Annotated in this window: 27 protein-coding genes; all 27 read left to right on the top strand. The window is 44.7% G+C overall.

Features of this window, described 5'->3' with window-relative positions; all coding sequences use genetic code 11:
• Positions 1–22: 22 nt before the first annotated feature.
• The 27 genes from rho (at position 23) to KS242_RS14290 (ending at position 23970) form a co-directional block, all read left to right on the top strand.
• Positions 23–1309, top strand: a complete 1287-nt coding sequence (rho, locus tag KS242_RS14420) for a transcription termination factor Rho (RefSeq protein WP_217321966.1) — start codon at positions 23–25, stop codon at positions 1307–1309.
• Between the two features lie 134 nt (positions 1310–1443).
• On the top strand, positions 1444–1689 hold the full coding sequence (locus tag KS242_RS14415) for a type B 50S ribosomal protein L31 (protein WP_077307090.1): 246 nt from the start codon (positions 1444–1446) through the stop codon (positions 1687–1689).
• A gap of 178 nt (positions 1690–1867) precedes the next feature.
• The gene (locus tag KS242_RS14410) at positions 1868–2440 is read left to right on the top strand and encodes a thymidine kinase (RefSeq protein ID WP_217321965.1); all 573 of its coding nucleotides are present in this window, start codon (positions 1868–1870) and stop codon (positions 2438–2440) included.
• A 72-nt stretch (positions 2441–2512) separates the two neighbouring features.
• Complete coding sequence (prfA, locus tag KS242_RS14405; protein WP_217321964.1) at positions 2513–3583, top strand: peptide chain release factor 1; 1071 nt, start codon at positions 2513–2515, stop codon at positions 3581–3583.
• Positions 3564–4451, top strand: coding sequence for a peptide chain release factor N(5)-glutamine methyltransferase (prmC, locus tag KS242_RS14400; RefSeq protein ID WP_254391723.1), 888 nt, complete (start codon positions 3564–3566; stop codon positions 4449–4451). Before prfA ends, prmC begins: the two co-directional genes overlap by 20 nt.
• A 118-nt stretch (positions 4452–4569) precedes the next feature.
• A complete protein-coding gene (spoIIR, locus tag KS242_RS14395) occupies positions 4570–5196 on the top strand; it encodes a stage II sporulation protein R (protein WP_217321963.1) in 627 nt (208 codons plus the stop codon).
• Positions 5197–5259: 63 nt separating this feature from the next.
• Positions 5260–5628 (top strand): hypothetical protein, encoded by a 369-nt coding sequence (locus tag KS242_RS14390; RefSeq protein WP_217321962.1) that lies wholly within the window; start codon positions 5260–5262, stop codon positions 5626–5628.
• Positions 5629–5700: 72 nt separating this feature from the next.
• Complete coding sequence (locus KS242_RS14385) at positions 5701–6717, top strand: L-threonylcarbamoyladenylate synthase (RefSeq protein WP_217324178.1); 1017 nt, start codon at positions 5701–5703, stop codon at positions 6715–6717.
• Between the two features lie 161 nt (positions 6718–6878).
• Entirely contained in the window at positions 6879–7484 is a 606-nt protein-coding gene (locus KS242_RS14380; RefSeq protein WP_217321961.1) for a low molecular weight protein arginine phosphatase, read from the top strand.
• Positions 7485–7533: 49 nt separating this feature from the next.
• Positions 7534–8910 (top strand): methyl-accepting chemotaxis protein, encoded by a 1377-nt coding sequence (locus tag KS242_RS14375; protein ID WP_217321960.1) that lies wholly within the window; start codon positions 7534–7536, stop codon positions 8908–8910.
• Positions 8864–9304, top strand: coding sequence for a ribose 5-phosphate isomerase B (gene rpiB, locus KS242_RS14370; RefSeq protein WP_217321959.1), 441 nt, complete (start codon positions 8864–8866; stop codon positions 9302–9304). Before KS242_RS14375 ends, rpiB begins: the two co-directional genes overlap by 47 nt.
• A gap of 16 nt (positions 9305–9320) precedes the next feature.
• A complete protein-coding gene (locus tag KS242_RS14365; RefSeq protein ID WP_217321958.1) occupies positions 9321–9860 on the top strand; it encodes a TIGR01440 family protein in 540 nt (179 codons plus the stop codon).
• 46 nt (positions 9861–9906) lie between these two features.
• Positions 9907–11142 (top strand): serine hydroxymethyltransferase, encoded by a 1236-nt coding sequence (glyA, locus tag KS242_RS14360; RefSeq protein ID WP_217321957.1) that lies wholly within the window; start codon positions 9907–9909, stop codon positions 11140–11142.
• 253 nt (positions 11143–11395) lie between these two features.
• Positions 11396–12025, top strand: coding sequence for a uracil phosphoribosyltransferase (gene upp, locus KS242_RS14355; protein WP_217321956.1), 630 nt, complete (start codon positions 11396–11398; stop codon positions 12023–12025).
• Positions 12012–13166, top strand: coding sequence for a non-hydrolyzing UDP-N-acetylglucosamine 2-epimerase (wecB, locus tag KS242_RS14350; RefSeq protein WP_217321955.1), 1155 nt, complete (start codon positions 12012–12014; stop codon positions 13164–13166). Before upp ends, wecB begins: the two co-directional genes overlap by 14 nt.
• Positions 13167–13233: 67 nt before the next feature.
• Positions 13234–15420, top strand: coding sequence for a S8 family serine peptidase (locus KS242_RS18225; RefSeq protein WP_217321954.1), 2187 nt, complete (start codon positions 13234–13236; stop codon positions 15418–15420).
• A gap of 441 nt (positions 15421–15861) precedes the next feature.
• Complete coding sequence (locus KS242_RS14340) at positions 15862–16233, top strand: ATP synthase subunit I (RefSeq protein ID WP_217321953.1); 372 nt, start codon at positions 15862–15864, stop codon at positions 16231–16233.
• Positions 16234–16253: 20 nt separating this feature from the next.
• Entirely contained in the window at positions 16254–16982 is a 729-nt protein-coding gene (atpB, locus tag KS242_RS14335) for a F0F1 ATP synthase subunit A (protein WP_217321952.1), read from the top strand.
• 30 nt (positions 16983–17012) lie between these two features.
• The gene (gene atpE / locus KS242_RS14330; protein WP_217321951.1) at positions 17013–17219 is read left to right on the top strand and encodes a F0F1 ATP synthase subunit C; all 207 of its coding nucleotides are present in this window, start codon (positions 17013–17015) and stop codon (positions 17217–17219) included.
• A 129-nt stretch (positions 17220–17348) separates the two neighbouring features.
• Positions 17349–17858, top strand: coding sequence for a F0F1 ATP synthase subunit B (gene atpF, locus KS242_RS14325; RefSeq protein WP_254391722.1), 510 nt, complete (start codon positions 17349–17351; stop codon positions 17856–17858).
• 3 nt (positions 17859–17861) lie between these two features.
• Positions 17862–18407, top strand: a complete 546-nt coding sequence (locus KS242_RS14320) for a F0F1 ATP synthase subunit delta (RefSeq protein ID WP_217321950.1) — start codon at positions 17862–17864, stop codon at positions 18405–18407.
• Positions 18408–18425: 18 nt separating this feature from the next.
• On the top strand, positions 18426–19931 hold the full coding sequence (gene atpA, locus KS242_RS14315) for a F0F1 ATP synthase subunit alpha (protein ID WP_077307128.1): 1506 nt from the start codon (positions 18426–18428) through the stop codon (positions 19929–19931).
• 59 nt (positions 19932–19990) lie between these two features.
• A complete protein-coding gene (gene atpG / locus KS242_RS14310) occupies positions 19991–20857 on the top strand; it encodes an ATP synthase F1 subunit gamma (RefSeq protein WP_217321949.1) in 867 nt (288 codons plus the stop codon).
• Between the two features lie 23 nt (positions 20858–20880).
• A complete protein-coding gene (atpD, locus tag KS242_RS14305; protein WP_217321948.1) occupies positions 20881–22272 on the top strand; it encodes a F0F1 ATP synthase subunit beta in 1392 nt (463 codons plus the stop codon).
• Positions 22273–22313: 41 nt separating this feature from the next.
• A complete protein-coding gene (locus tag KS242_RS14300) occupies positions 22314–22718 on the top strand; it encodes a F0F1 ATP synthase subunit epsilon (RefSeq protein WP_217321947.1) in 405 nt (134 codons plus the stop codon).
• 195 nt (positions 22719–22913) lie between these two features.
• Complete coding sequence (locus tag KS242_RS14295; RefSeq protein ID WP_077307136.1) at positions 22914–23147, top strand: DUF1146 family protein; 234 nt, start codon at positions 22914–22916, stop codon at positions 23145–23147.
• A 115-nt stretch (positions 23148–23262) separates the two neighbouring features.
• Complete coding sequence (locus KS242_RS14290) at positions 23263–23970, top strand: YwmB family TATA-box binding protein (RefSeq protein WP_217321946.1); 708 nt, start codon at positions 23263–23265, stop codon at positions 23968–23970.
• The last annotated feature ends 32 nt before the right edge of the window (positions 23971–24002 follow it).

Here is a 24002-nt window from a genome sequence, read left to right as displayed (position 1 = left end):
ATACAATAGGTGTGGTGATTTTGTGGCTGAACTATCGATTTCTCATCTAGAAACATTAACATTAAAAGATTTATACGCGATGGCTCGCGAATACCGTGTTTCCTATTATGCAAAGTTAACGAAACGTGAACTGATTTTTGCGATTTTAAAAGCGCAAGCAGAGAAAGACGGATTCCTCTTCATGGATGGTATTTTAGAAATCATCCCTTCCGAAGGTTTCGGATTCTTAAGACCGATTAATTATGCGCCAAGTGCAGAAGATATTTATATTAGTGCGTCGCAAATCCGCCGTTTTGATTTACGTAACGGAGACAAGGTTTCTGGTAAAGTTCGTCCGCCAAAAGAAAACGAACGTTATTATGGTCTGCTTCATGTTGATGCAGTAAACAATGAAGATCCGGAAGTAGCGAAGGAACGTGTGCATTTTCCAGCACTGACGGCTTTATATCCGGATAAGCATATGAACCTGGAAACGGAAGCACGTAAAGTCTCCACGCGGATTATTGATTTGATGACGCCGGTAGGTTTTGGGCAGCGTGGTTTGATTGTTGCGCCGCCAAAAGCAGGGAAAACGATGCTTTTGAAACAGATTGCCAACAGCATTACAACGAATCATCCAGATGCTAAATTAATCATCTTGCTTGTAGATGAGCGCCCGGAGGAAGTAACAGATATTGAACGTTCCGTACACCCGGATGTTGATGTAGTTAGCTCTACTTTTGACGAAGTACCGGAAAATCATATCAAAGTATCAGAGCTTGTACTTGAACGCGCGATGCGTCTTGTGGAGCATAAGAAAGACGTTATTGTACTTATGGACAGTATTACACGATTAGCACGTGCTTATAACTTAGTAATTCCGCCAAGCGGACGTACGCTGTCCGGCGGTATTGACCCTGCTGCATTCCACCGTCCGAAACGATTCTTCGGAGCGGCTCGTAACATTGAAGAAGGCGGAAGCTTTACTATCTTGGCGACAGCACTTGTTGATACAGGCTCACGTATGGATGATGTTATCTATGAGGAGTTTAAAGGTACAGGGAATATGGAGCTGCATCTGGACCGTTCTCTGGCAGAGCGACGTATCTTCCCGGCAATCGACATGGTACGCTCTGGTACGAGAAAAGAGGAGCTGCTCGTGTCAAAAGGACAGCTTGATAAGATGTGGGCGATTCGCAAAACGATGCAGGATTCGCATGACTTTGCAGACCGCTTCTTGCGCCGTCTGAAGCAATCGAAAAATAACGAGGAATTTCTCGCAAATATGGAAGAAGATATGAAGCGAAAAGGCACGAACAAGCGCGCCTGATTACAGTGATTTCCTCTTGCAATGGGATTATCGGACTGTTATAATCACGTTATGTGAGCTTTCACGACAGTTATCGGTCTCTCACAATAAACTCTGTTTCCAAAGGATTCAGGGCAAAAAGGAGTGCTTAACGTATGAAAGAACAAATCCATCCGAAATATAACAAAGTTGTATTTCTAGATACTAGTTCTGACTACAAATTCTTGACAGGTTCTACTCAGTCTTCCGACGAAACAATTGAATGGGAAGATGGCAACACTTACCCATTGATTCGTGTGGAAATCAGCTCAGCTTCTCACCCGTTCTATACTGGTAAACAAAAAGCTGACAAAGCTGGCGGCCGCGTAGATCGCTTCAAGAAGAAATACAACTTGGGCTAATAGCTTAAGATATGACGAAAACAGGCAAACACCCTTTGCCTGTTTTTTCTGCTTTATAACCAATTTAAATAGCCTTATGTACACTGACCATCCAGATTTACATAAATGGTTTTGATATAGTATAGATCAAGATAGTGTGCAGCTGCACTATCTTTTTTATTTGACAAGGAGAAATGACATGGCACAACTATTTTTCAAATATGGCGCGATGAACAGCGGAAAATCGATTGAAATATTAAAAGTAGCCAATAACTACGAAGAGCAGAATAAGTCCGTCCTTATTTTCACTTCAGGTATCGACACAAGAGATGAAGTCGGCTATGTTTCCAGTCGTATCGGATTGCGCCGCAAAGCAATTCCGATCTTTGAAGAGACAAACATCTTGCAATACGTTAAAAACCAGGAGCCGACGCCGCATTGTGTCTTGATTGATGAAGTGCAATTCCTAAACAAAGAGCACGTGCTTCAGCTTGCCGAAATTGTAGATACATTTGATATTCCTGTCATGGGCTTTGGACTGAAAAATGACTTTCAGAATGAATTATTCGAAGGCAGCCGCTATATGCTGATTTATGCGGATAAGATTGAAGAAATGAAGACAATTTGCTGGTTCTGTGCGCGTAAAGCCACAATGAATCTGCGGGTGGATGGTAATGGAAAACCTGTGTATACAGGCGACCAGATTCAAATTGGCGGCAACGATTCGTATTATCCTGTCTGCCGCAGGTGCCACAGCAATCCGCCGCTATGACAAAGCGATTCTTGCAGCGATTGCTAGGCTCCAGGGGAGAAGCTATAATAAAGCAAAGAAAGAGGTGTCGATATGCTAGACCGTTTACAAGCATTAGTAGACCGTTACGATAAACTGAACGAATTGTTAAGCGATCCAGATGTGATCAGTGATACAAAAAAATTGCGTGAGTTTTCCAAAGAGCAAGCAAGCTTGACGGACGTTGTACAAGCTTATCGCGAGTACAAAGATATTAGTGAACAAGTTGAAGACGCGAAAACAATGCTTGCCGAAGAGAAAGATCCAGACATCTTGGAAATGGCCAAAGCTGAAATTTCCGAGTTATCTCCTCGTCTTCCGGAATTAGAAGAGCAAATGCGTATTCTAATGCTGCCGAAAGATCCGAATGATGATAAAAACGTTATCATGGAAATCCGCGGAGCAGCAGGCGGAGATGAAGCAGCGCTGTTCGCCGGCGATCTTTATCGTATGTACAGCAGATTTGCAGAAGCCCAAGGCTGGAAGACAGAGATGATGGAAGCAACAACTACTGGTGTAGGCGGTTATAAAGAGATCATCTTCATGATCAACGGTGCAAATGCTTATTCCAACCTAAAATATGAAAACGGTGCCCATCGTGTGCAGCGTGTACCAGAAACAGAATCTGGCGGCCGAATCCACACATCGACAGCAACGGTGGTTGTTATGCCAGAAGCAGAAGAAGTGGAAGTAGATATCCATGATAAAGATATCCGCGTTGATACATTCACTTCCAGCGGCCCTGGAGGACAGAGCGTTAACACGACAATGTCTGCTGTGCGATTAACACATATGCCGACTGGTATTGTTGTGTCCATGCAGGATGAGAAATCCCAGATCAAGAACAAAGAAAAAGCGATGAAAATCTTACGCGCACGTATTTATGATAAGTTCCAGCAGGAAGCACAAGCGGAATATGATGATGCACGAAAATCGGCTGTCGGTTCTGGTGACCGTTCTGAACGAATCCGAACGTACAACTTCCCGCAAAACCGTGTAACAGATCACCGTATTGGTCTTACAATCCAAAAGCTCGACCAGATTCTAGAAGGAAAGCTTCATGAAGTGATTGATGCTTTAATAATGGAAGAGCAGGCGAAGAAGCTTGAGCAAATTGGAGAATAACAACCAAACACCTACTATCATGGAGGCGCTGAAAGAAGCGGCTGGCTTCCTGCAAGTCCATCAGCGTGAAGAGCGAGTAGCAGAGCTGTTACTGCTCTATCACTTAGGCATCAAAAAAACGGAGCTTCTGATGAAACTGCGGGATAAAGTGGATCCTGTTCTTTATGCTGCTTTTCGAAAGGATTTGGAAGAGCATGTGAACACAGGAATTCCGCTGCAGCATCTTACCGGAGAAGAAGAATTCCTTGGTCGTCGTTATTATGTGAATCGTGATGTACTGATACCAAGACCCGAAACAGAGGAACTTGTTTTGGGCATAGAAAAAATGATACAAGAGCGACTTCCCGGAAAGCAGCTGACAATAGCTGACATCGGCACAGGCAGCGGTATTATCGCGACTTCTTTAAAGTTAGCATTTCCTGCTGCTAACGTCATTGCAACCGATATATCAGAACGTGCCTTGCTCGTTGCTAAGAGCAATAGCAAGACACTCGGTGCCTCCATCACTGTGAAGCAAGGAAGTTACTTGGAGCCCGTTCACCAGCTGAATCAAAAGGTGAATGTACTCGTTTCCAACCCGCCTTATATTGATGAAGCAGACAAGGCCCAGATGGCAGATACAGTGAAATATTTTGACCCTACAATCGCCTTATTTGCTGACGACAAGGGGCTGGCCGCTTATAAGGCGATTGTTCAAGGTTTGCCGGATGTGCTTGCCTTCCCAGCTGTTGTCGGCTTTGAAATTGGCTGGCAGCAAGGAGAAGCAGTCCAAACGTTATTGCAGGACAGATTCCCTGCTGCTGAAGTGGAAGTACGAAAAGATATAAATGGCAAAGACCGGATGGTGTTTGCTTGGATAGAACAATAAAGAAGGAATTGTGCAAAAGCACATTTCTTTTTTTTATACCGAAAACTAGATTCATAGGTTTAAAACGATCTAGCTTGTTCATACTGTTACCAACAACCAAAAGAAAAGAGGTTATCGTATGAAGAAGCTTTTATTATCTCTATTCGCAATCGTCCTTTTATTTTTATATATCTTCTATCCAGGTACTAGTACAGAGGCACAAGTGAGCAATAATTCGCAGGCAGTAAAGCAAATTCCAGATGAAGCAATCCGGCTTCGTATTTTGGCCAATAGTGATTCAGAAGCAGATCAGCAGCTGAAGCGTTTGATTCGGGATGAAGTGAACAAACAAATTAACGAGTGGGTACGGGATATTTCAGATATTGAAGAAGCGCGAGAAATCATTGAAGAACAACTGCCAGAAATCAAGAAAATAGTAGCACGTGTTCTTAATGAGCAAGGAAAGAGCCAGGAATTTAACGTGAAATACAGTGAAGATATTTCGTTTCCAGCGAAGCTTTACGGAACTTACTTGTACCCGGCGGGGCAGTATGAAGCAGTCTTAATCACACTAGGGGAAGGGGAAGGCGAGAACTGGTGGTGTGTTTTGTTTCCGCCTTTATGTTTCTTGGATTTTTCTAGCGGGACGAGTGTAGCAGAAGCAGAGACAAATGCAGATGCAGAACCAATGGACATCGCAGCAGAAGAACCGCCAAAAGAGGAAAAACCAAAAGTAAAGTTCTTTCTATTAGAATGGTTCAGCTAGAATCATATCTTGTTCCTCCAGTTCATATAATCTATTAACTAGAATCTGACAGGAGGAATGAGTATGCAGTTGATACCAGCTCAAGCATTCGAGCTGACGCAATTGGAAGCTTTTTTTGGGGACAGTTTGCCACGATGGGAACAAGAACAGCAGAAGTTATATGAAGAAGGCTACGTTTTGGAAACAAATGATGGATGGCGCGCATTTTTCTGTCTGGAACAAGACGAACAGGCATTGCGTGTCCATTCCATGTATGTAAAGCCGCCGGCAAACGGCACCGTCATATTAGCGTGTATGGAACTTGCCAGCATGGAAGCAAGACGCCGTGAAGCAAGCCATCTGCGGCTGATCAGCCACCATAAGACACTTGATCAGCTCATCTCGCTATACGGTTTTGAAGCGAAGCAAGGCTGGTGGGAGAAAACGCTCTGACATTGGGGAATAGCTTTCTCTGTGGTATCATAGCTCATAGTGATATATAGGAGAAGGAGTATTTGATTCATGATGGAAACGAAGCATTGGACTGTGTCAGAGCAGTCTTTCGATAAACAAGCAATGAGCGAAGCTGCCGCTCTCCTTAAACAAGGGGAAGCTGTCGCTTTTCCAACAGAGACTGTCTATGGTCTTGGTGCAGATGCAACAAACGAACAAGCTGTCCGGAAGATATTTGAAGCCAAAGGACGGCCTTCCGATAATCCGCTGATTGTTCATGTGGCGAATATAAATCAGCTCGAGAACCTTGTTGAAGAGGTTCCAGATGTAGCGTATAAACTGTTGGAGGCATTCAGTCCTGGTCCGCTCACACTTATCCTAAAAAGTAAGGGAACTGTGGCACCGAATGTCAGTGCAGGTCTTGATTCAATTGGTATTCGCATACCGAGCCATCCAGTAGGATTGCGACTGTTGGAGGAAGCAGCTATTCCGATTGCTGCTCCAAGCGCGAACATATCTGGGCGCCCAAGTCCCACCAAAGCAGCGCATGTTGTGCATGACCTGAATGGACGAATTGCCGGCATTATGGACGGCGGACCAACAGGTATTGGCTTGGAGTCTACCGTATTAGATTGTACGGAAGCTGTACCAGTCATCTTGCGGCCAGGTGGTGTGACGGCAGAAGCAATTCAAAAAGTAATTGGGACAGTAATGATTGATCCAGGCCTTGCAGGGGAGCAGAAGGAAAAACCGAAAGCACCAGGTATGAAATACACGCATTATGCCCCAGAAGCACCGCTGTACTTAGTGAAAGAGAATATGCAGCAGCAAGCGGATAAGCTAACAGAAGCCGGAGAAAAAGTCGGCATCATTGCGACAGAAGAACTGGCGGCAACGCTGGATAGTGAGCGGGTTCAAGTTTGCGGTACGAGTAAGGACCTTGCTACTGTAGCAGAGCATTTATATGATGCATTGCGGCATTTCAAGAAATCAGATGTATCCGTCATTTTATGTGAAAGCTTTCCAAAACAAGATGTTGGAGCTGCCATCATGAACCGACTGGAAAAGGCAGCCACAGGCAGTATGTAACGAGGGAGACGTATCCATTAGGTGCGTCTTTTTTTTATCGCCAAATATAAAATATTGATAGTTTTACTTGTTAGACAAGTTCCATATATCGAAGCATGTAAGATAGTCTTTCCTGTTGTATACTAATGCTAGCACCATTTTAAAAGCAAGGAGAATTCTCAATGAAATTACTATTCGTTTGTACCGGCAATACATGCAGAAGCCCAATGGCTGAAGCACTTGTACGGAAGCGGCTTCCGCAGGTGGAAGTACAATCTGCGGGTATTTTTGCCAGCGATGGTTCAGCTGCTTCTCACCAAGCGGTAACTGTTATGGAAGAAGCCGGCGTCTTGTTCGGTCATCAATCCAAGCCTGTTACAAGAGAGCGCGTGGAATGGGCTGACTTGATTCTGACAATGACAGAACAACACAAACAGCTGCTGCTGGAGCAATACCCACACACTGCAGGAAAGCTTTATACGTTGCCTGAATTCGCTTCAGAGGATGCAGGTGCCTCCTGGAAGCTGCTGCAAGAAGCATATGCGGACTTAGAAACAAAACGCGTCCATTTTGCAAGCGGCTATCAAGGTGATCCGAACCGATTCCAAAGTGAATTTATGAAAGCGCACGAGCGAGAAGTCGCACATATTCAGGAGCTGGAGACTGCAATGCCAGCTTCAGATATCATGGATCCTTTTGGCCGTTCGGTGAATGTGTATCGAGAAACCTTGAAGGAATTGGAATTCTATGTTGATAAATTGGCAGAAAAGATTCACAATGAGAAGTAGGTAAAAAGACTCTCATACCAAATTATCAGCATGGAGGCTGGTTCATGTCATGAAAAGCTTTAGCTTGCGTTTTAAACTAGCGATTTTCGCCACAGTTCTTGCATTGGTCACGTACAGCGTGAGTGCCGTTTTCATTTATATCGTACATCCCTTTGTGCAGCAGTATTGGAATGTCGATGCAGCCGTACTTGTGCTTATCACTTTATTTTTAGGTGTATTGTGGACAGGGATTTTAGCGTTTTCTGCAGCGCGTTTCATTACGAAACCGCTAAAGGATTTAGAGAAGGTTGCTACGAGAGCGGCTGAGGGCAGCTTAGAAGGCGAATGGGAAGTTGTTCCTTCTAATGATGAGATTGGTGCGCTCTCACGTGCCTTCCAAAAAATGATGCACAACCTCAAATCAATGATCCGTGATATTGATGCAAATGCAAAAGCAAATGACCAGTACGCCAAACAAATCCAGACCGAGACAATGACGGCATCGGAAAAAGTGATTGAGATTGACGGGATTATGCAGACAATGGCCGAAGGAGCTCAATCAACTTCAGGTGCTGTCGGCAAAATCGTCCGGTCGCTCGATAATGCGACAACTATGTCAGAGGAAGTTCGCAGGAAGACAGATCAGTCCCAGAATCTTTCTAATGGCATGGTTGGCAAATTGCACAGTTCCCAATCTGTTGTGATGGAACTGGTAGAAGGTATTCGGCGTATTTCGGAAAAGCAGGAGCATTCAATTGGGAATGTAAAGCAGCTCGAAAAGAATGCCTCCGAAATTGAACAAATCATCCGTCTCGTCAGCGACATAGCGGAACAGACCAACCTGTTAGCACTCAATGCTTCCATTGAAGCAGCTCGAGCTGGAGAACAGGGGAAAGGTTTCGCCGTCGTAGCCGACGAAGTACGAAAGCTTGCTGATGAAAGCAGACAAGCAGCCCAAGATATTACAGGGAACATCAAGGAAATTCAGTCAAACATCGGTCAAGTTGTAACGGAAATTGATGAACAGTTGGCGCTGACGCGAACCGAAGCAGAAAAAGGTTCGGAGAGCAGTGTTGTGATGGAAGAGATGACAGCTGCGATTGGACAGGTTGTTTCTTCGATTGAGGAAATTGGCAAGCTCACACAGCAGCAAAAAGAAGAAATTGCTTCGGTAACAGGGCAGTCTAAAGATGTAGCAGAGCTGGCAGAACAGGCATCAGCCGGAGCGCAGGAAGTAAGTGCCTCTGTACAAGAACAAGCTTCTGTTATGCACAACCTGGAGAACTTGGCTGCATCACTCGAAGAACAAGCAGGTACGCTCAGAGAACAATTAAAGCAATTCCAATTTACACAACAAACATCCGTGCATCACGCGGAATTCGGAAGGAAGGATGAAGAAAATGAAAGTAATTCTAACATCAGACCACGGTGGAGTAAATCTTCGTAAAGAAATAGCAGACCTTTTGACGGAACTAGGTGTTGAGTATGTAGATACAGGATGTGATTGTGAAGGTTCTGTTGATTATCCGGATTACGGCATTCCCGCAGCAGAGAGAGTAGCAAACGGTGAATTTGATCGCGGTATTCTTATTTGCGGTACAGGTATTGGTATGAGTATTTCGGCAAATAAAGTACCTGGTATTCGTGCAGCGCTTGTACATGACGTTTTCAGTGCCAAAGCAACACGGGAGCATAATGATTCCAATATACTTGCAATGGGAGAGCGTGTTATTGGTGCTGGTTTGGCTCGTGAAATTGTTTCAACGTGGATTGGCACAGACTTTACAGCTGGGCGTCATCAAAATCGAGTAAACAAAATTACAGATTACGAAAACAAGTAAGAAGAGAAGGGTGTACATGAAAGCAATCGCAGATCATATAAAATCCGTTGTTCAGGAGCTTGCCTCTTGTGGACACTTGCACGCAGGGGATTTGTTTCTGATTGGCTGTTCAACAAGCGAAGTGGCTGGAGAGAGAATTGGCAGCGCCGGAAATACGGAAATTGCCAATCTGCTTTACCAGCAGCTGGAATGGCTGCAAAAAGAAACGCATATAAATCTCGTATTTCAGTGCTGTGAACACTTAAATCGTGCTATTGTAGTAGAGAAGCAAATCAGTCGGCAATACGGTTTGACCGAAGTTTCCGCGATACCTGTTGCAAAAGCCGGAGGTTCTATGGCTGCGTACGCCTACAAGCAGTTTCAGGATCCGGTATTGGTTGAAGACATTCAGGCGCATGCCGGAATTGATATCGGAGAGACGATGATTGGAATGCATTTGAAGTCAGTTGCAGTGCCTTTTCGATTACAGCAGCGATTCATTGGCGGTGCCCGTGTCAATACAGCTTATACAAGACCTAAACTAATTGGCGGCGTAAGAGCTGTGTACCCTGACTAACACCGGCTACGACATACATCAACCATACACGAGGAGGCATGTTTCAATGAAACATATTCAAGCGAATGATCCAGAACTATTTAAAGCTATGGAAGACGAAAGAGGGCGCCAGCACGATAAAATCGAGCTGATCGCATCTGAGAACTTCGTATCACAGGCTGTGATGGAAGCGCAAGGCTCCGTACTAACGAACAAATATGCGGAAGGCTATCCGGGCCGCCGCTACTATGGCGGTTGTGAATATGTTGATGTAGCAGAAAATCTAGCAATCAACCGAGCGAAGGAAATTTTCGGAGCAGAGCATGTCAACGTACAGCCGCACTCTGGTGCACAAGCAAACATGGCAGTTTATTTCGCCTTCTTGGAACCAGGCGATACAGTTCTTGGTATGAACCTCAGTCACGGCGGTCATCTGACACACGGCAGCCCGGTGAACTTCAGTGGTAAGCTGTATAACTTCACTGAGTATGGTGTGGATCAGGAAACAGAGCAGCTGGACTACGAAGCTGTTCGTGCTAAAGCGCTTGAAGTAAAGCCAAAAATGATTGTAGCTGGTGCAAGTGCATACCCGCGTGCAATTGATTTTGCGAAATTCCGTGAGATTGCAGATGAAGTTGGTGCCTACCTTATGGTTGATATGGCGCATATTGCGGGTCTAATTGCGGCCGGTGTGCACGCAACGCCAGTTCCTTATGCAGATGTTGTAACGACAACAACACATAAGACATTGCGCGGACCTCGCGGCGGTATGATTCTTACAAAAGAAAAGTACGCGAAACAAATAGACAAAGCGGTATTCCCAGCTATGCAGGGCGGTCCATTGATGCATGTTATCGCAGCAAAAGCGATGAGCTTTAAAGAAATCCTCGATAATGATTTTGAAGCATATGCACAGCAAATCGTTGCAAATGCACAGCGTCTTGCGGAAGGTTTAACAAAAGAAGGCGTGCGTCTTGTTTCTGGCGGAACAGACAATCACTTGCTTCTTTTGGATGTTAGCAAACTTGGTCTTACTGGCAAAGATGCAGAGCATGCTTTGGATGAAGTTGGCGTCACAACGAACAAAAACACCATTCCATTTGACCAAGAAGGACCATTCATCACAAGCGGTGTCCGCATCGGAACAGCAGCCGTTACGACGCGCGGCTTCAAGCTTGAAGAAATGGATGAACTTGCCAGCATTATCGCAGATACACTAAAACATCATGAAGATGCAGCAAAACTAGAAGAAGTTAAAGGCCGTGTCAAAACACTGGCTGATCGTTTCCCGCTTTATAAGTAAGAGAAGAATAGGCTGAAGCAGCAGTCATTCAGCCATTTCGTAGCTGCACGAATTAATAAGTTTTTAAGGACACCCAAAAGTTAACGTAATACTTAACTTTTTGGGTGTTTTTTTAAAGTCAAAAGCAAAAGGAAAAAAAGGGCTCTTTTTATTGTTACTGTCTAACACTGCTTTCCCTTGTCCCTCTTTTCTTTTGCTTTTATCTTCTGTATACTAGTAAAGATTTGAATATTTTTAGAGGGAGTGTTCGGAAATGAGTAATGTTTTTGTTTTAGATCATCCATTAATTCAGCATAAGCTTACGTACATACGTGATAAGCATACAGGTACGAAGGAATTCCGTGAATTGGTTGATGAGGTCGCGGCGCTAATGGCGTTTGAGATTACGAGAGATCTGCCGATGGAAGAGACAACAATTCAGACACCTGTCGTTGAAACGAAAACGAAAGTACTTGCAGGGAAGAAGATTGGACTTGTGCCTATCTTGCGTGCTGGTCTTGGTATGACAGAAGGTATCTTGCGTCTGATTCCTGCAGCGCGTGTTGGCCATGTCGGCATGTACCGTGATCCAGAGACGATGCAGCCGGTGGAGTACTACATCAAACTCCCTTCTGATATTGAAGAACGTGAATTGATTGTCATCGATCCAATGCTTGCAACAGGCGGATCTGCGAATGATGCGATTCATTCCTTGAAAAAACGCGGTGCGAAACAAATTCGCTTGATGTGCCTGATTGCTGCACCTGAGGGTGTAGAAGTGATTCAGAAAGAACATCCAGATGTAGATATTTATTTAGCTGCGATGGATGAGAAGCTTGATGATCATGGCTATATCGTTCCAGGTCTAGGAGATGCTGGGGACCGTTTGTATGGTACCAAATAAGAAGAAAGTCATGCTTGTCTTTGGGACACGTCCTGAAGCGGTCAAGATGGCACCACTCGTCCTTGAGCTCCAAAAACGGACAGAGCAATTTGAAACAATTGTTACGGTTACGGCGCAGCAGCGAGAGATGCTCGATCAAGTACTTACTATATTCGGCATTACACCTGATTATGATTTAAATATTATGAAAGCGCGTCAAAGCCTTACGCATATCACCACAAAAGTGATGGCAGGGTTAGATGAGCTTTATCAGGAGGTGAAGCCGGATATCGTGCTCGTCCATGGTGATACAACAACAAGTTTTGCCGCTTCGCTTGCGGCATATTATAACCAAATTCCGGTTGGCCATGTGGAAGCGGGTTTACGTACTTGGAATAAGTATTCGCCATTCCCTGAAGAGCTTAATCGGCAGCTGACAGGTGTCATTGCTGATCTGCACTTTTCACCAACTGACCAGGCACGACAGAATCTGCTTGATGAAGGCAAGAACACAACATCAATAACTGTGACAGGCAATACAGCTATTGATGCGATGTCCACGACTGTAGATGCGCATTATGAGCATCCGATTTTAGAACAAGCTGCTGGAAAGCGTTTAGTGCTTGTAACAGCACACCGGCGGGAAAATCTGGGTGGTAACATGGAGCATATGTTTACTGCCATTAGACGAATCGCAGACGCACATCCGGACACAATGATCGTTTATCCGGTGCATTTAAATCCAGCTGTTCGTGATATAGCGAATCGAATCTTAGGTAATCATGAACAGATTCAGCTGATTGAACCGCTCGGGTTAATTGATTTTCATAACTTTGCTTCTCGTTCTTACTTGATATTAACGGACTCAGGCGGCGTCCAGGAAGAAGCTCCTTCATTAGGAGTACCTGTTTTGGTATTGCGTGATACAACGGAACGGCCGGAAGGTATCCATGCAGGGACATTGAAACTTGCCGGTACCGATGAAGATAATATCTTTAAAATGGCAGATCATTTGCTGCGTGATGATGAAGCACACGAAGCGATGGCAAAAGCATCAAATCCATACGGTGATGGAGATGCTTCTGTTCGCATTGCTACATATCTCCAATATTATTTCGGTTTCCAGACGGAACCACCTGCTTTTTTTAAACCAGCTGATTAATCTCAGCTGGTTTTTTGTATAGTGGGTTCTTTCTCGTGCATGCTAATGGCACAAAGGGGGAGAGCCTGTGAAGCGTTTGTTCCTATTTTTTTTGGCATCATTTTTTATCATCAGCTTTCAGATACCGGCGCAGGCAGCAGAACAGCAAACAGTCATTGTAGAATTGGATGGAAGTGCTGCTGATTATCGTGATTATGTAGAATTGCACTATCCATTTATTGAAGTGGTCGAGGAATTTGATACGTTGTTTCACGGGCTGGCGCTTCGTGCAACGGAAGATCAATTGCAAGAATTGTCCCAGCAAAGCCATTTGTTGAACGTACATCAAGTACATACGTATAAAGCGACAGCTAAGAAAGTCGATATACCTTTTGTTACAAAAGATTTTCTTGGCACCAAAACAGCAGGCGTGACTGGTAAGGGCGTTAAAGTTGGCATTATTGACACTGGAATTGATTACAACCATCCAGATTTGAAACCCAACTTTAAAGGCGGTTTTGATGTGGTGGATTGGGATGAGGACCCGATGGAAACGCCGTCAGAAGAAGAAGGAGCTACCATTCATGGTACACATGTTGCTGGCATTATTGGAGCTAACGGCAAGATGAAAGGAATTGCACCGGGTGCTGACATATACAGTTACCGGGCGCTCGGACCTGGAGGGACAGGTACTTCGGTTCAAGTCATCGCTGCAATTGAAAAAGCAGTGGAAGATAAGATGGATATTATTAATCTGTCGCTCGGGAGCTCCGTCAACGGTCCAGATTGGCCAACCAGTTTAGCCGTCAATAAAGCAGTGGAGCTAGGTGTTAGTGTTGTAACTGCTAACGGTAATGAAGGACCAGCCAATTGGACAGTTGGGTCTCCCGCTACGGCTACCAAGGCTTTAGCTGTAGGAGCAGTCACAACACCGCAGACAACCGCTGTATTATATGAACGATTTTACAAAAAGATGATTCCAATTCAGCCGCTTCAAGGGACAATCCCTTGGAAGCAGCGTCGCACGCTGCCTGTAATTGATGCTGGCACAGGTGAGCATACGCTGAAGGATGCTTCTGGGAGCATTGTGTTATTCAAACGCGGAAAGATACCTTTCGCACAAAAAGCTCGGATGGCAGAGCGTGCGAATGCTGCAGCTGTTTTAATTTACAACGACCAGCCAGGAGCATTGAATGCCTCGCTTGAGGATGGGGGAGAACCGATCACCATTCCTGTAGCAGCAGTTACCAAGCAGGATGGCCAGTGGCTTTTGAAAAACCACAAAACAGTGCAGTTAGATGCAAAGCAAATAGAGCTGCAAAATCAAATGGCCGCTTTCAGCTCCAGAGGCCCTGTTACACGTAACTGGGCCATTAAGCCAGAGATTGCTGCCCCTGGCGCGCCGGTTTGGAGTACGGTGCCCGGTTCGAGCTATCAGGCACTGCAAGGAACGAGTATGGCAGCGCCTTATGTGGCAGGAGCTTTGGCGCTAGTAAAAGAAGCGCATCCAGAGTGGACGAACGAACAGCAAATAGGAGCATTGCTTACAACGGCACAGCCTTTGCTGCAGCCAGACGGAAGTCTTTATAAACCTATTGAGCAAGGTATGGGCAAGATGCAGCCAGCGAAAGCGATCAAAGCTCCTGTAATCATTGAGAACCCACTGCTTCGCTTTGGAAAGATTGATACAAAGCAAAAGTCCGAATATGAGCTGACCGTTTATAATGCAAGCAGCACAAGACAGGATATTCGTTTTGACCAGCCGAAAGCAACTGCCGGAATTCGCTGGGAGCTGCCAATGCCGCTAGAATTAGCTCCGCATGAGACGAAACGAATAAGAGCTGGAATTTCTGTCAATCCTGATATTCAGTCATCAGGTGTTCACCAAGGATATGTAACTGCTCATATTGGAGAACAACAAATAAATCTGCCATATTTATTTGTCGTAAAGCAAGCGGATAACCCGAAGGCAATGGGCTTAGAGATGGAATGGAAGCCATTGTCCAGACGAGGGGAATATCGTTATCAGATTTACCTGCCTGAAGGAGCAGCTTCTCTGCAAATTGATTTGTATGATCCGAATACGCTAATCTATCAGAGACGGCTGTTAGCAGCGAAACAAGTAGAGCCTGGACTGCTGAAGGGAACGATGACGAGACAGAAGGCAGGCAGGGAAGGTGCATACCTGGCATTAATCCAGCTTCGAACAGTAGATGGAGAAGTAGTAAGTGCAGAACTGCCATTTTATTTGTCAGAGCAGATGCGGATGAAATAGTACAGCCAAGTGAAACATGTGTCACAAAATTGTCATATATAAAGTGCGCAATATCAGATATAATGATTGGGAAAGGCCTATGCGTTTAATACGGGTAGACCTTTCCTTAACCACTTTTGTGGAAGCGTATCCAATGTTGTCGTGTAAGGTTTCTGTTAACTTTGTAAGTTATTTCACAATCTTGTATTGACACTGTGAATAACCCTATTGTATTCTATAACTTGCACATGGTGGGTAATCTGCTTCAAGTGTGTGGCGTGGTTTGCGCGCAGCGCCCAGACAGAGCAGTATAAGTACCAGTGCAGAAGACTATAATGGTGGACAAGCAATTATATGTACTTTGTGGTTTGCAGGTCGATCCAAGAGCTTCACGAATTTACCGCTTTCCATACATAAGTATAAGCAGTAAATGTACGTCTTACACGCATGGGAGTAATGAAAATGCAGCAGGTCAATAAGATGATACATGCACGACAATGCAAATGGATGCTATATTTACTGGCACTTTTGATGCTTGGAGCGGGTTTTACCCCGTACCAGCGCATTTTCCTCGGCTTGTTTCTTGGAGCTTCAGTCAGTTTTTTCTCCATGTGGCTTCTCCAACGGAAAGTCAGACAGTTCACTGAAGCTGTCGCAGCACATGGCAGAATACCTGCCTTAGGCACCTTTTCCCGCATGGCAGCGTCTGTGCTTGCAGTAATGCTCGCACTGCGTTTTGACGCTTATTTCCATCTTATCGCAGTAGTAATTGGATTGGCTGCTGGCTACATCATTATCTTTATAGATAGTTTCTTCACGAGTTTAAAAGACTAGTATGAAAGAGGTGAAATTAATTGAATCACGGATCACCAATGTGGAATAATGCATTCGGTATCGAATGGCTCGACTTTAACTTGTCGACATCTTTGATGACCATCATCTCCTCTATTATCGTCTTTATCATCTGTGTATTGGGCAGCAGGAATCTGCAGCGCAGACCTCGTGCTTTCCAGAACGTGATGGAGATGCTAGTTGACTTCGTAAAGAAAGTAATAGGCGACGCAATGGACTGGAAAACAGGCAAGCAATTCCTGCCATTGGGTTTAACGCTCTTTATGTACATCTTTATTAGTAACATGCTTGGTGTCATCATCATGGTTGTTGTAGGTCACGACCTTTGGTGGAAATCACCGACATCCGATGCAGCATCCACACTCACATTATCAGTGATGGTCATCTTGCTCACCAACTTCTATGGTGTCAAGATTCTTGGCGGAAAAGAATATCTGAAAGGATATATCCGGCCAGTGCCGTTCCTGCTTCCATTGAATTTAATTGAGGAAGCGGCGAATACACTAACACTCGGACTTCGTCTTTTCGGTAACATTTTCGCAGGAGAAGTATTGTTATCTCTGATTGGGGAGTCTCTAGCTGGCGTCAATCCGCCATTCACAACGATTGCGGCATTTGTGCCAATGATCGCATGGCAGGGCTTCAGTTTATTCATCGGGACAATTCAGTCTTATATATTCCTAGTGCTGACAATGGTTTACATGTCGCACAAAGTTTCAAAAGCACATTAATCAGTTTTTAAATACAAGGAGGAAATTAACATGGGTTCATTAGCAGCAGCAATTGCAATTGGTTTAGCCGCACTAGGCGCAGGTATTGGTAACGGTCTAATCGTTAGCCGCACAGTAGAAGGGATTGCTAGACAGCCAGAACTTGCTGGAAGACTTCAAACGACAATGTACATCGGGGTTGCACTAGTAGAGGTTATCCCTATCTTCGCCCTAGTTATCGCGTTCATGGTAATGTAATTCACCTATCGCAAGTACTCTATAATTTGAATGAATGGCGAAATTCTATATCTTGAATATTCGCCATTCTTTTTGTAAAACCCGATTGATTTGGGAAAATGACAGTTCAGCTCGAAAGGAGTGGCACAGTTGCAAACACTTACGATTGGTGCTGCAGTAGGTGGATTACCTATCGGTAGCATGTTGATTCAACTTATCAGCTTTATCATCCTGCTGGCGCTTCTTAAGAAGTTCGCATGGAAACCATTATTAAAAGTCATGCAGGACCGCCAGGAATACATCTCAAATGAGATTGATATGGCAGAAGCAAGCCGCAAGGAAGCTGAAGCAGCAACGAAAACAGCTGCAGAAGAATTAAAACAAACACGTGCGGAAGCACAAGCTATTATAGAAGAAGCAAGAAAAGCCGGGCAGCAGCAGGAAGAAAATATTATTGCTGCAGCACGACGTGAATCAGAGCGTCTGAAAGAGGCCGCTGTGGAAGATATCGCACACGAGAAGGAAAAAGCAATGCAAGCGTTGCAAGCACAAGTGGCAAGCCTTTCCGTTCAGATTGCAAGCAAGATCATCGAGAAGGAGATCTCTTCCGAAGATCAAGACAAGCTTATCAGTGAATATGTGAAAGAATTGGGGCGATAAGCCATGCGTGATGTGACAATTGTAAAACGATATGCAGAAGCACTGTTCGAAGTAGCAGTAAATCGTGATATCGTCGAGAGCGTGCGATCCGAATTGCACACAGCGAAGCAAGTGGCACAGAACGATGCTGCTTTTGTCCGTTTCCTTTCAGAGCCGAAGATTGGCTTGGATAAGAAGAAGACATTGATTGAAACAAGCTTCGCTGCTGGAAGCATCGAAGTTCGCAATACATTAAAGCTGTTATTGGATGCTGGACGAATTGACAGTATTCCTCAAGTAGCAGACAGCTTTCAAGCTTTGTATGACGAAAGCCAAGGCACTGCCCAGGCAACAGTTTATTCTGTACGTGCACTTTCTGAGACGGAGAAACAGACAGTAGCTGAGACATTCGCCCAAAAACTCGGCAAAAAAGCTGTTTCAATAGATAACAAAGTTGATCCGACACTGCTTGGCGGTTTAAAAGTACGGATTGGCAATACAATCTACGACAGCACGATTAAAAACAAGCTGACACGTATCGAACGTAATTTAGTAAATGTGAGCAAATAAGGATAGAGGTGAGACCGCATGAGCATGAAAGCTGAAGAAATCAGTGCATTGATTAAACAGCAAATCGAGAATTATGACACTGAAATAGAAGTAAGTGATGTAGGTACTGTTATTCAAGTTGGTGACGGTATCGCACGTGTCCATGGCCTGGATAATGTAATGTCCGGAGAACTTATCGAGTTCTCAAATGGTGTCATGGGACTTGCACAAAACTTGGAAGAATCAAACGTTGGTGTTGTTATTCTAGGTGAATACAGAGGCATCCGTGAAGGTGACGAAGTACGTCGTACAGGTCGCATCATGCAGGTTCCTGTAGGTGACGAACTAATCGGCCGTGTTGTTAACCCGCTAGGACAGCCAATCGATGGCAAAGGTCCAATCGAATCAAGCAAAACTCGTCCAATTGAAGCACCAGCTCCTGGTGTTATGGACCGTAAATCAGTAGATGAGCCGCTTCAGACTGGTATTAAAGCGATTGATGCGCTTGTACCAATCGGCCGCGGACAGCGTGAGCTAATCATCGGTGACCGTCAGACTGGTAAAACATCTGTTGCAATCGATGCGATTCTAAACCAGCACGATCAAGATATGATCTGTATCTACGTTGCAATTGGTCAGAAAGAATCAACAATCCGCGGAACAGTAGAAACACTTCGTAAGCATGGCGCACTTGATTATACAATCGTCGTTGCTGCGGGTGCATCTGATCCAGCTCCATTGCTTTACTTGTCACCATACTCTGGTGTTGCAATGGGTGAGGAATTCATGTACAACGGCAAGCACGTCCTCATCGTATACGATGATCTTTCTAAACAGGCAGCAGCATACCGTGAGCTTTCCTTGCTTCTTCGTCGTCCTCCAGGTCGTGAAGCGTTCCCAGGGGATGTATTCTACTTGCACTCCCGTCTATTGGAACGTGCAGCGAAGCTAAGCGATGCAAAAGGCGGCGGTTCAATTACTGCATTGCCATTCGTTGAAACACAAGCAGGCGATATTTCTGCTTATATCCCAACAAACGTTATCTCAATCACAGACGGACAGATCTTCTTGCAATCTGACCTGTTCTTCTCCGGTGTACGTCCTGCGATTAACCCAGGTCTATCGGTATCCCGTGTAGGTGGTTCTGCACAAATCAAAGCAATGAAGAAGGTTGCCGGAACATTGCGTCTTGATTTGGCTGCATTCCGTGAGCTGGAATCCTTTGCACAATTCGGATCTGACTTGGATGCTTCTACACAAGCTCGCTTAAACCGCGGTGCTCGTACAGTAGAAGTACTGAAACAAGGCTTACATCAGCCGCTTTCAGTAGAGAAGCAGGTTACAATCATCTATGCATTGGTTAACGGATTCTTAGATGATATCCCGGTAGAACAAGTCGTGAGCTTTGAGAATGAATTCCACACATGGTTCGCTGCAAATCAAGCTGAATTGCTGAAAGGCATCCGTGAAACTGGTAAGCCAGCAGATTCTGACAAGCTTAACAGTGCAATCGAGGAATTCAAGAAAACTTTCGTCGTAAAATAATGCTTTATAAATAACGGAATGCTGCACGTATTCCTTAGCGAAGGGAGGCTGCATGCGCCTTGGCATCCTTAAGAGATATTCAGAGTAAAATTAACTCTACAAAAAAGACTAAACAGATAACGAAAGCAATGCAGATGGTATCCGCTTCTAAGCTGACACGAGCGGAGCAGAATGCGAAAGCTTTCGTTCCATATAGTGAAAAAATGCAGGAGGTTGTGTCACAAATCGCCGCTTCAGGTGATGCGACACATCCCATGCTGCAAACGCGGGCTGTCAAGAAGACGGGTTACCTTGTTATCACTGCCGATCGCGGATTGGCTGGCGGATACAATAACAACGTCATTCGAGAAGTTTACCGCACAATTCAGCACCAGCACGCTTCAACGGATGAATATACGGTGATTGCTGCAGGTCGTTTCGGCCGGGACTTCTTCAAAAAGAACAACCTGCCGATCGCTAAAGAAATCATCGGATTGCCTGATCAGCCGGATTTTGCTGATATCAAGCAGATTGCATCCGAAGCTGTAGAAATGTTCTTAGAAGAAGAGATCGATGAATTGGTCTTATTCTACAACCATTTCAACAGCGCTATTTCTCAGGAAGTTACGTCTCAGAAGCTGCTTCCTTTAACAGATATTACGCCGGAGAGCGGACGTTCTGTACAAAGCATGTACGAGTTCGAACCGGATGCAGAAGGTATTCTAAAAGTATTGCTGCCTCAGTACGCGGAGAGTTTGATCTACGGCGCCCTGCTTGATGCGAAAGCAAGTGAGCACGCAGCACGTATGACAGCAATGAGAGCAGCGACAGACAATGCAAACGAACGAATTGATGATCTGACGCTAACCTTCAACCGTGCACGACAAGCAGCTATTACACAAGAGATTAGTGAGATTGTCGGCGGAGCGGCAGCGCTGCAATCATAAGGATTAAGATAGGAGGGTTCCAGATGAGCAATGGTATCATTACACAGGTTACGGGACCGGTTGTGGACGTACGTTTCCCAAACGGCCACCTGCCTGCCATCTATAATGCACTTGTTGTCCAAATAAATGAAACGACTACCCTCACTTTGGAGGTAGCACTTCATCTTGGTGATGACAGTGTTCGTACAATCGCGATGTCTTCAACAGAAGGCTTACAGCGCGGAAAAGAAGTAGTGGATACAGGAGCAGCAATCAGTGTGCCTGTAGGAGAAGCTACACTAGGACGTATTTTCAACGTATTAGGTGAAACAATCGATTTGGACGAGCCTATGCAAGGCGAAATCAAAAGAGATCCAATTCACCGCGAAGCACCAGAATTCGAGAATCTTGCAACAGAAACACAGATTCTGGAAACGGGTATTAAAGTTGTTGACTTGCTTGCTCCTTACATCAAAGGTGGTAAGATTGGACTCTTCGGTGGTGCCGGAGTAGGTAAAACGGTACTAATCCAGGAATTGATCAACAACATCGCACAAGAGCACGGCGGTATTTCTGTATTCGCTGGTGTTGGAGAGCGTACACGTGAAGGTAACGACTTGTACTTCGAGATGAAGGACTCTGGCGTTATTACGAAAACAGCAATGGTATTCGGTCAGATGAACGAGCCGCCAGGAGCGCGTATGCGTGTTGCCTTGACTGGTTTGACAATGGCAGAGCACTTCCGTGACCAAGAAGGTCAGGACGTACTTCTGTTCATCGATAACATCTTCCGTTTCACACAAGCAGGTTCTGAGGTTTCCGCATTGCTTGGCCGTATGCCATCTGCAGTAGGTTACCAGCCGACACTTGCAACAGAGATGGGTCAGCTGCAAGAACGTATTACATCTACAAACGTAGGTTCTGTAACATCTATCCAAGCGGTATACGTACCAGCGGATGACTATACAGACCCGGCTCCAGCAACAACATTTGCACACCTTGATGCAACGACGAACTTGGATCGTAAGCTTTCTGAGCAAGGTATTTACCCTGCGGTAGATCCGCTTGCTTCCACTTCTCGTGCACTAGACCCAGCAATTGTTGGAGAAGAGCATTACCAAGTAGCACGTCAAGTGCAGCAAACATTGCAGCGCTATCGTGAACTGCAAGATATCATTGCGATCCTCGGTATGGATGAGCTAAGTGAAGAAGATAAACTTGTCGTTTCTCGTGCACGTCGTGTGCAGTTCTTCCTTTCCCAGAACTTCCACGTTGCCGAGCAGTTCACAGGCCAAAAAGGTTCTTATGTACCTGTTAAAGAAACAGTTGCAGGCTTCAAAGGAATTCTTGAAGGCAAATACGACAATGTACCGGAAGATGCTTTCCGTCTTGTTGGTCGCATTGAAGAAGTGCTTGAAAAAGCTGGCGTTAATTAATAAGCAGCAATCATGTAATAGTAGGATAGGAGGGGCTCCGGATGAGTACCGTAACAACCAGTATTGTTACTCCTGATGGCCCTGTTCTGGAAGCAGACTATGAAATGGTTAGCTGTACAGCGGAGAATGGTGAACTTGGTATTTTGCCAGGACATATTCCGCTTGTAGCGCCATTGAAGGTTAGTTCGGTTCGTCTACAGATCCAAGGCCGCACGGATTATGTTGCTGTAAGCGGCGGATTCCTTGAAGTCCGTCCAGACAGGATCACAATTCTTGCTCAGACTGCCGAAAGCGCAGCTGATATTGATGTGGACCGTGCAGAACAGGCGAAGAAACGCGCTGAGAAACGTCTGCAGGATAAGCAGGCTAACTTAGACCAAATCCGCGCTGAACAGGCGCTTAACCGGGCAATCAACCGACTTGATGTCGCGTCACATTCCCGATAATGAAAAACAGCATTCCGACAAGGAGTGCTGTTTTTTTTTCTAGAATCTATTTCCTGGGCAATAATCATAGCGAATCAGCATGATTACCGGTATAATTTGATGAAACGTGTTTAATAGTACGGAAATAAGGATAACTAGGTATTATGTGACAAGAAAGTCAGCATGTATCTGCTTATCCGCTAAGGAGTGTAGCATATGTTTGCTGTATTAGGCCAAGATGCGATGCTTGGGATTGCTTCCCACATTGCTTTTATGGCACTTACATGGCGTATATTGATGGGGGTCAATGTAGACGCATTAATTAAAAAAGGAAAAGTATTTGAAGCAAGAATGTTAATCATCTTTTTGACTATTGTTATTGGTACAACTGTCAGCAATGTATTTCTTCAACTAGTAAGCTGGACGAAGCAGCTTCAGTACTTGTTCTAGCAGGATGGATGAAGAAGCACTAGTATTTATTCTAGTAATCTACCAGACTCTGTATATGTAACCGATTTAGTGTTCATACTGTTCCTATCATGACAGGGACAGGGGAGAAACAAAAATGAAACATTATCTCGCATTAATCGTAATTATATGTATGCTTATCGGTTATGGTATAGAGTCATATGCAGCAGAAGCAGTTCAAGTGACAGAAGATGTTGACCGGATGTACGATGTTTTGAAAAGCGAGGGAGCGGACCTGCTTCAGTATGAGGTTACGATACGGGAAGCTGTTTCACAGCACGAAATACAAGAAGTTTTGACAAGTTTGGAGACACATGGACATATTTCCAAGGAAATTTCGGAAAATGCCGCAAAATTTGTGGTACATACCCCCCATAAACAATTTGCTGCTGTCGAACGTATATTGCTAGTAGTACCGACTGATAAGGCGTATCAAGCGGAAATCGTTTATACTGTTTCCGGTTCAGAATGGACGGATAAAGCACAAGCATTTGTCCAAGACTTGACGGCTGAGGCAGAATCTCGATATTTCACGAGTAGTGCAAAAAAATTCGCTTGTCTGAAAGCGGGTTTCGGTGATAAAATAAGCGAGGATATTTTGTTTCAGAATGTCATGAAAAAATTAGATGTTCAACAACTCACGAATACGGAAGATAACGTTTACACGACTACAACAGGGTATACAACACAATTGAAAGCAAGCCATTCCTTAGCTGACAACATGAATGTTCAGCTTGCATTACATGAAGGGAATGGGCAATCAACAGTAACTGTAGGAACGCCTATCATAACGACTGAATATTAATATAGTGAAATTGGACGCGGAGGAGAATGAAA

The sequence above is a fragment of the Terribacillus sp. DMT04 genome, assembly GCF_019056395.1.
In the GTDB taxonomy this organism is placed as follows: domain Bacteria; phylum Bacillota; class Bacilli; order Bacillales; family Amphibacillaceae; genus Terribacillus; species Terribacillus aidingensis_A.
The sequence above is the reverse complement of the archived record's forward strand: the minus strand, read 5'-3'. Positions and strand labels throughout refer to the sequence as shown.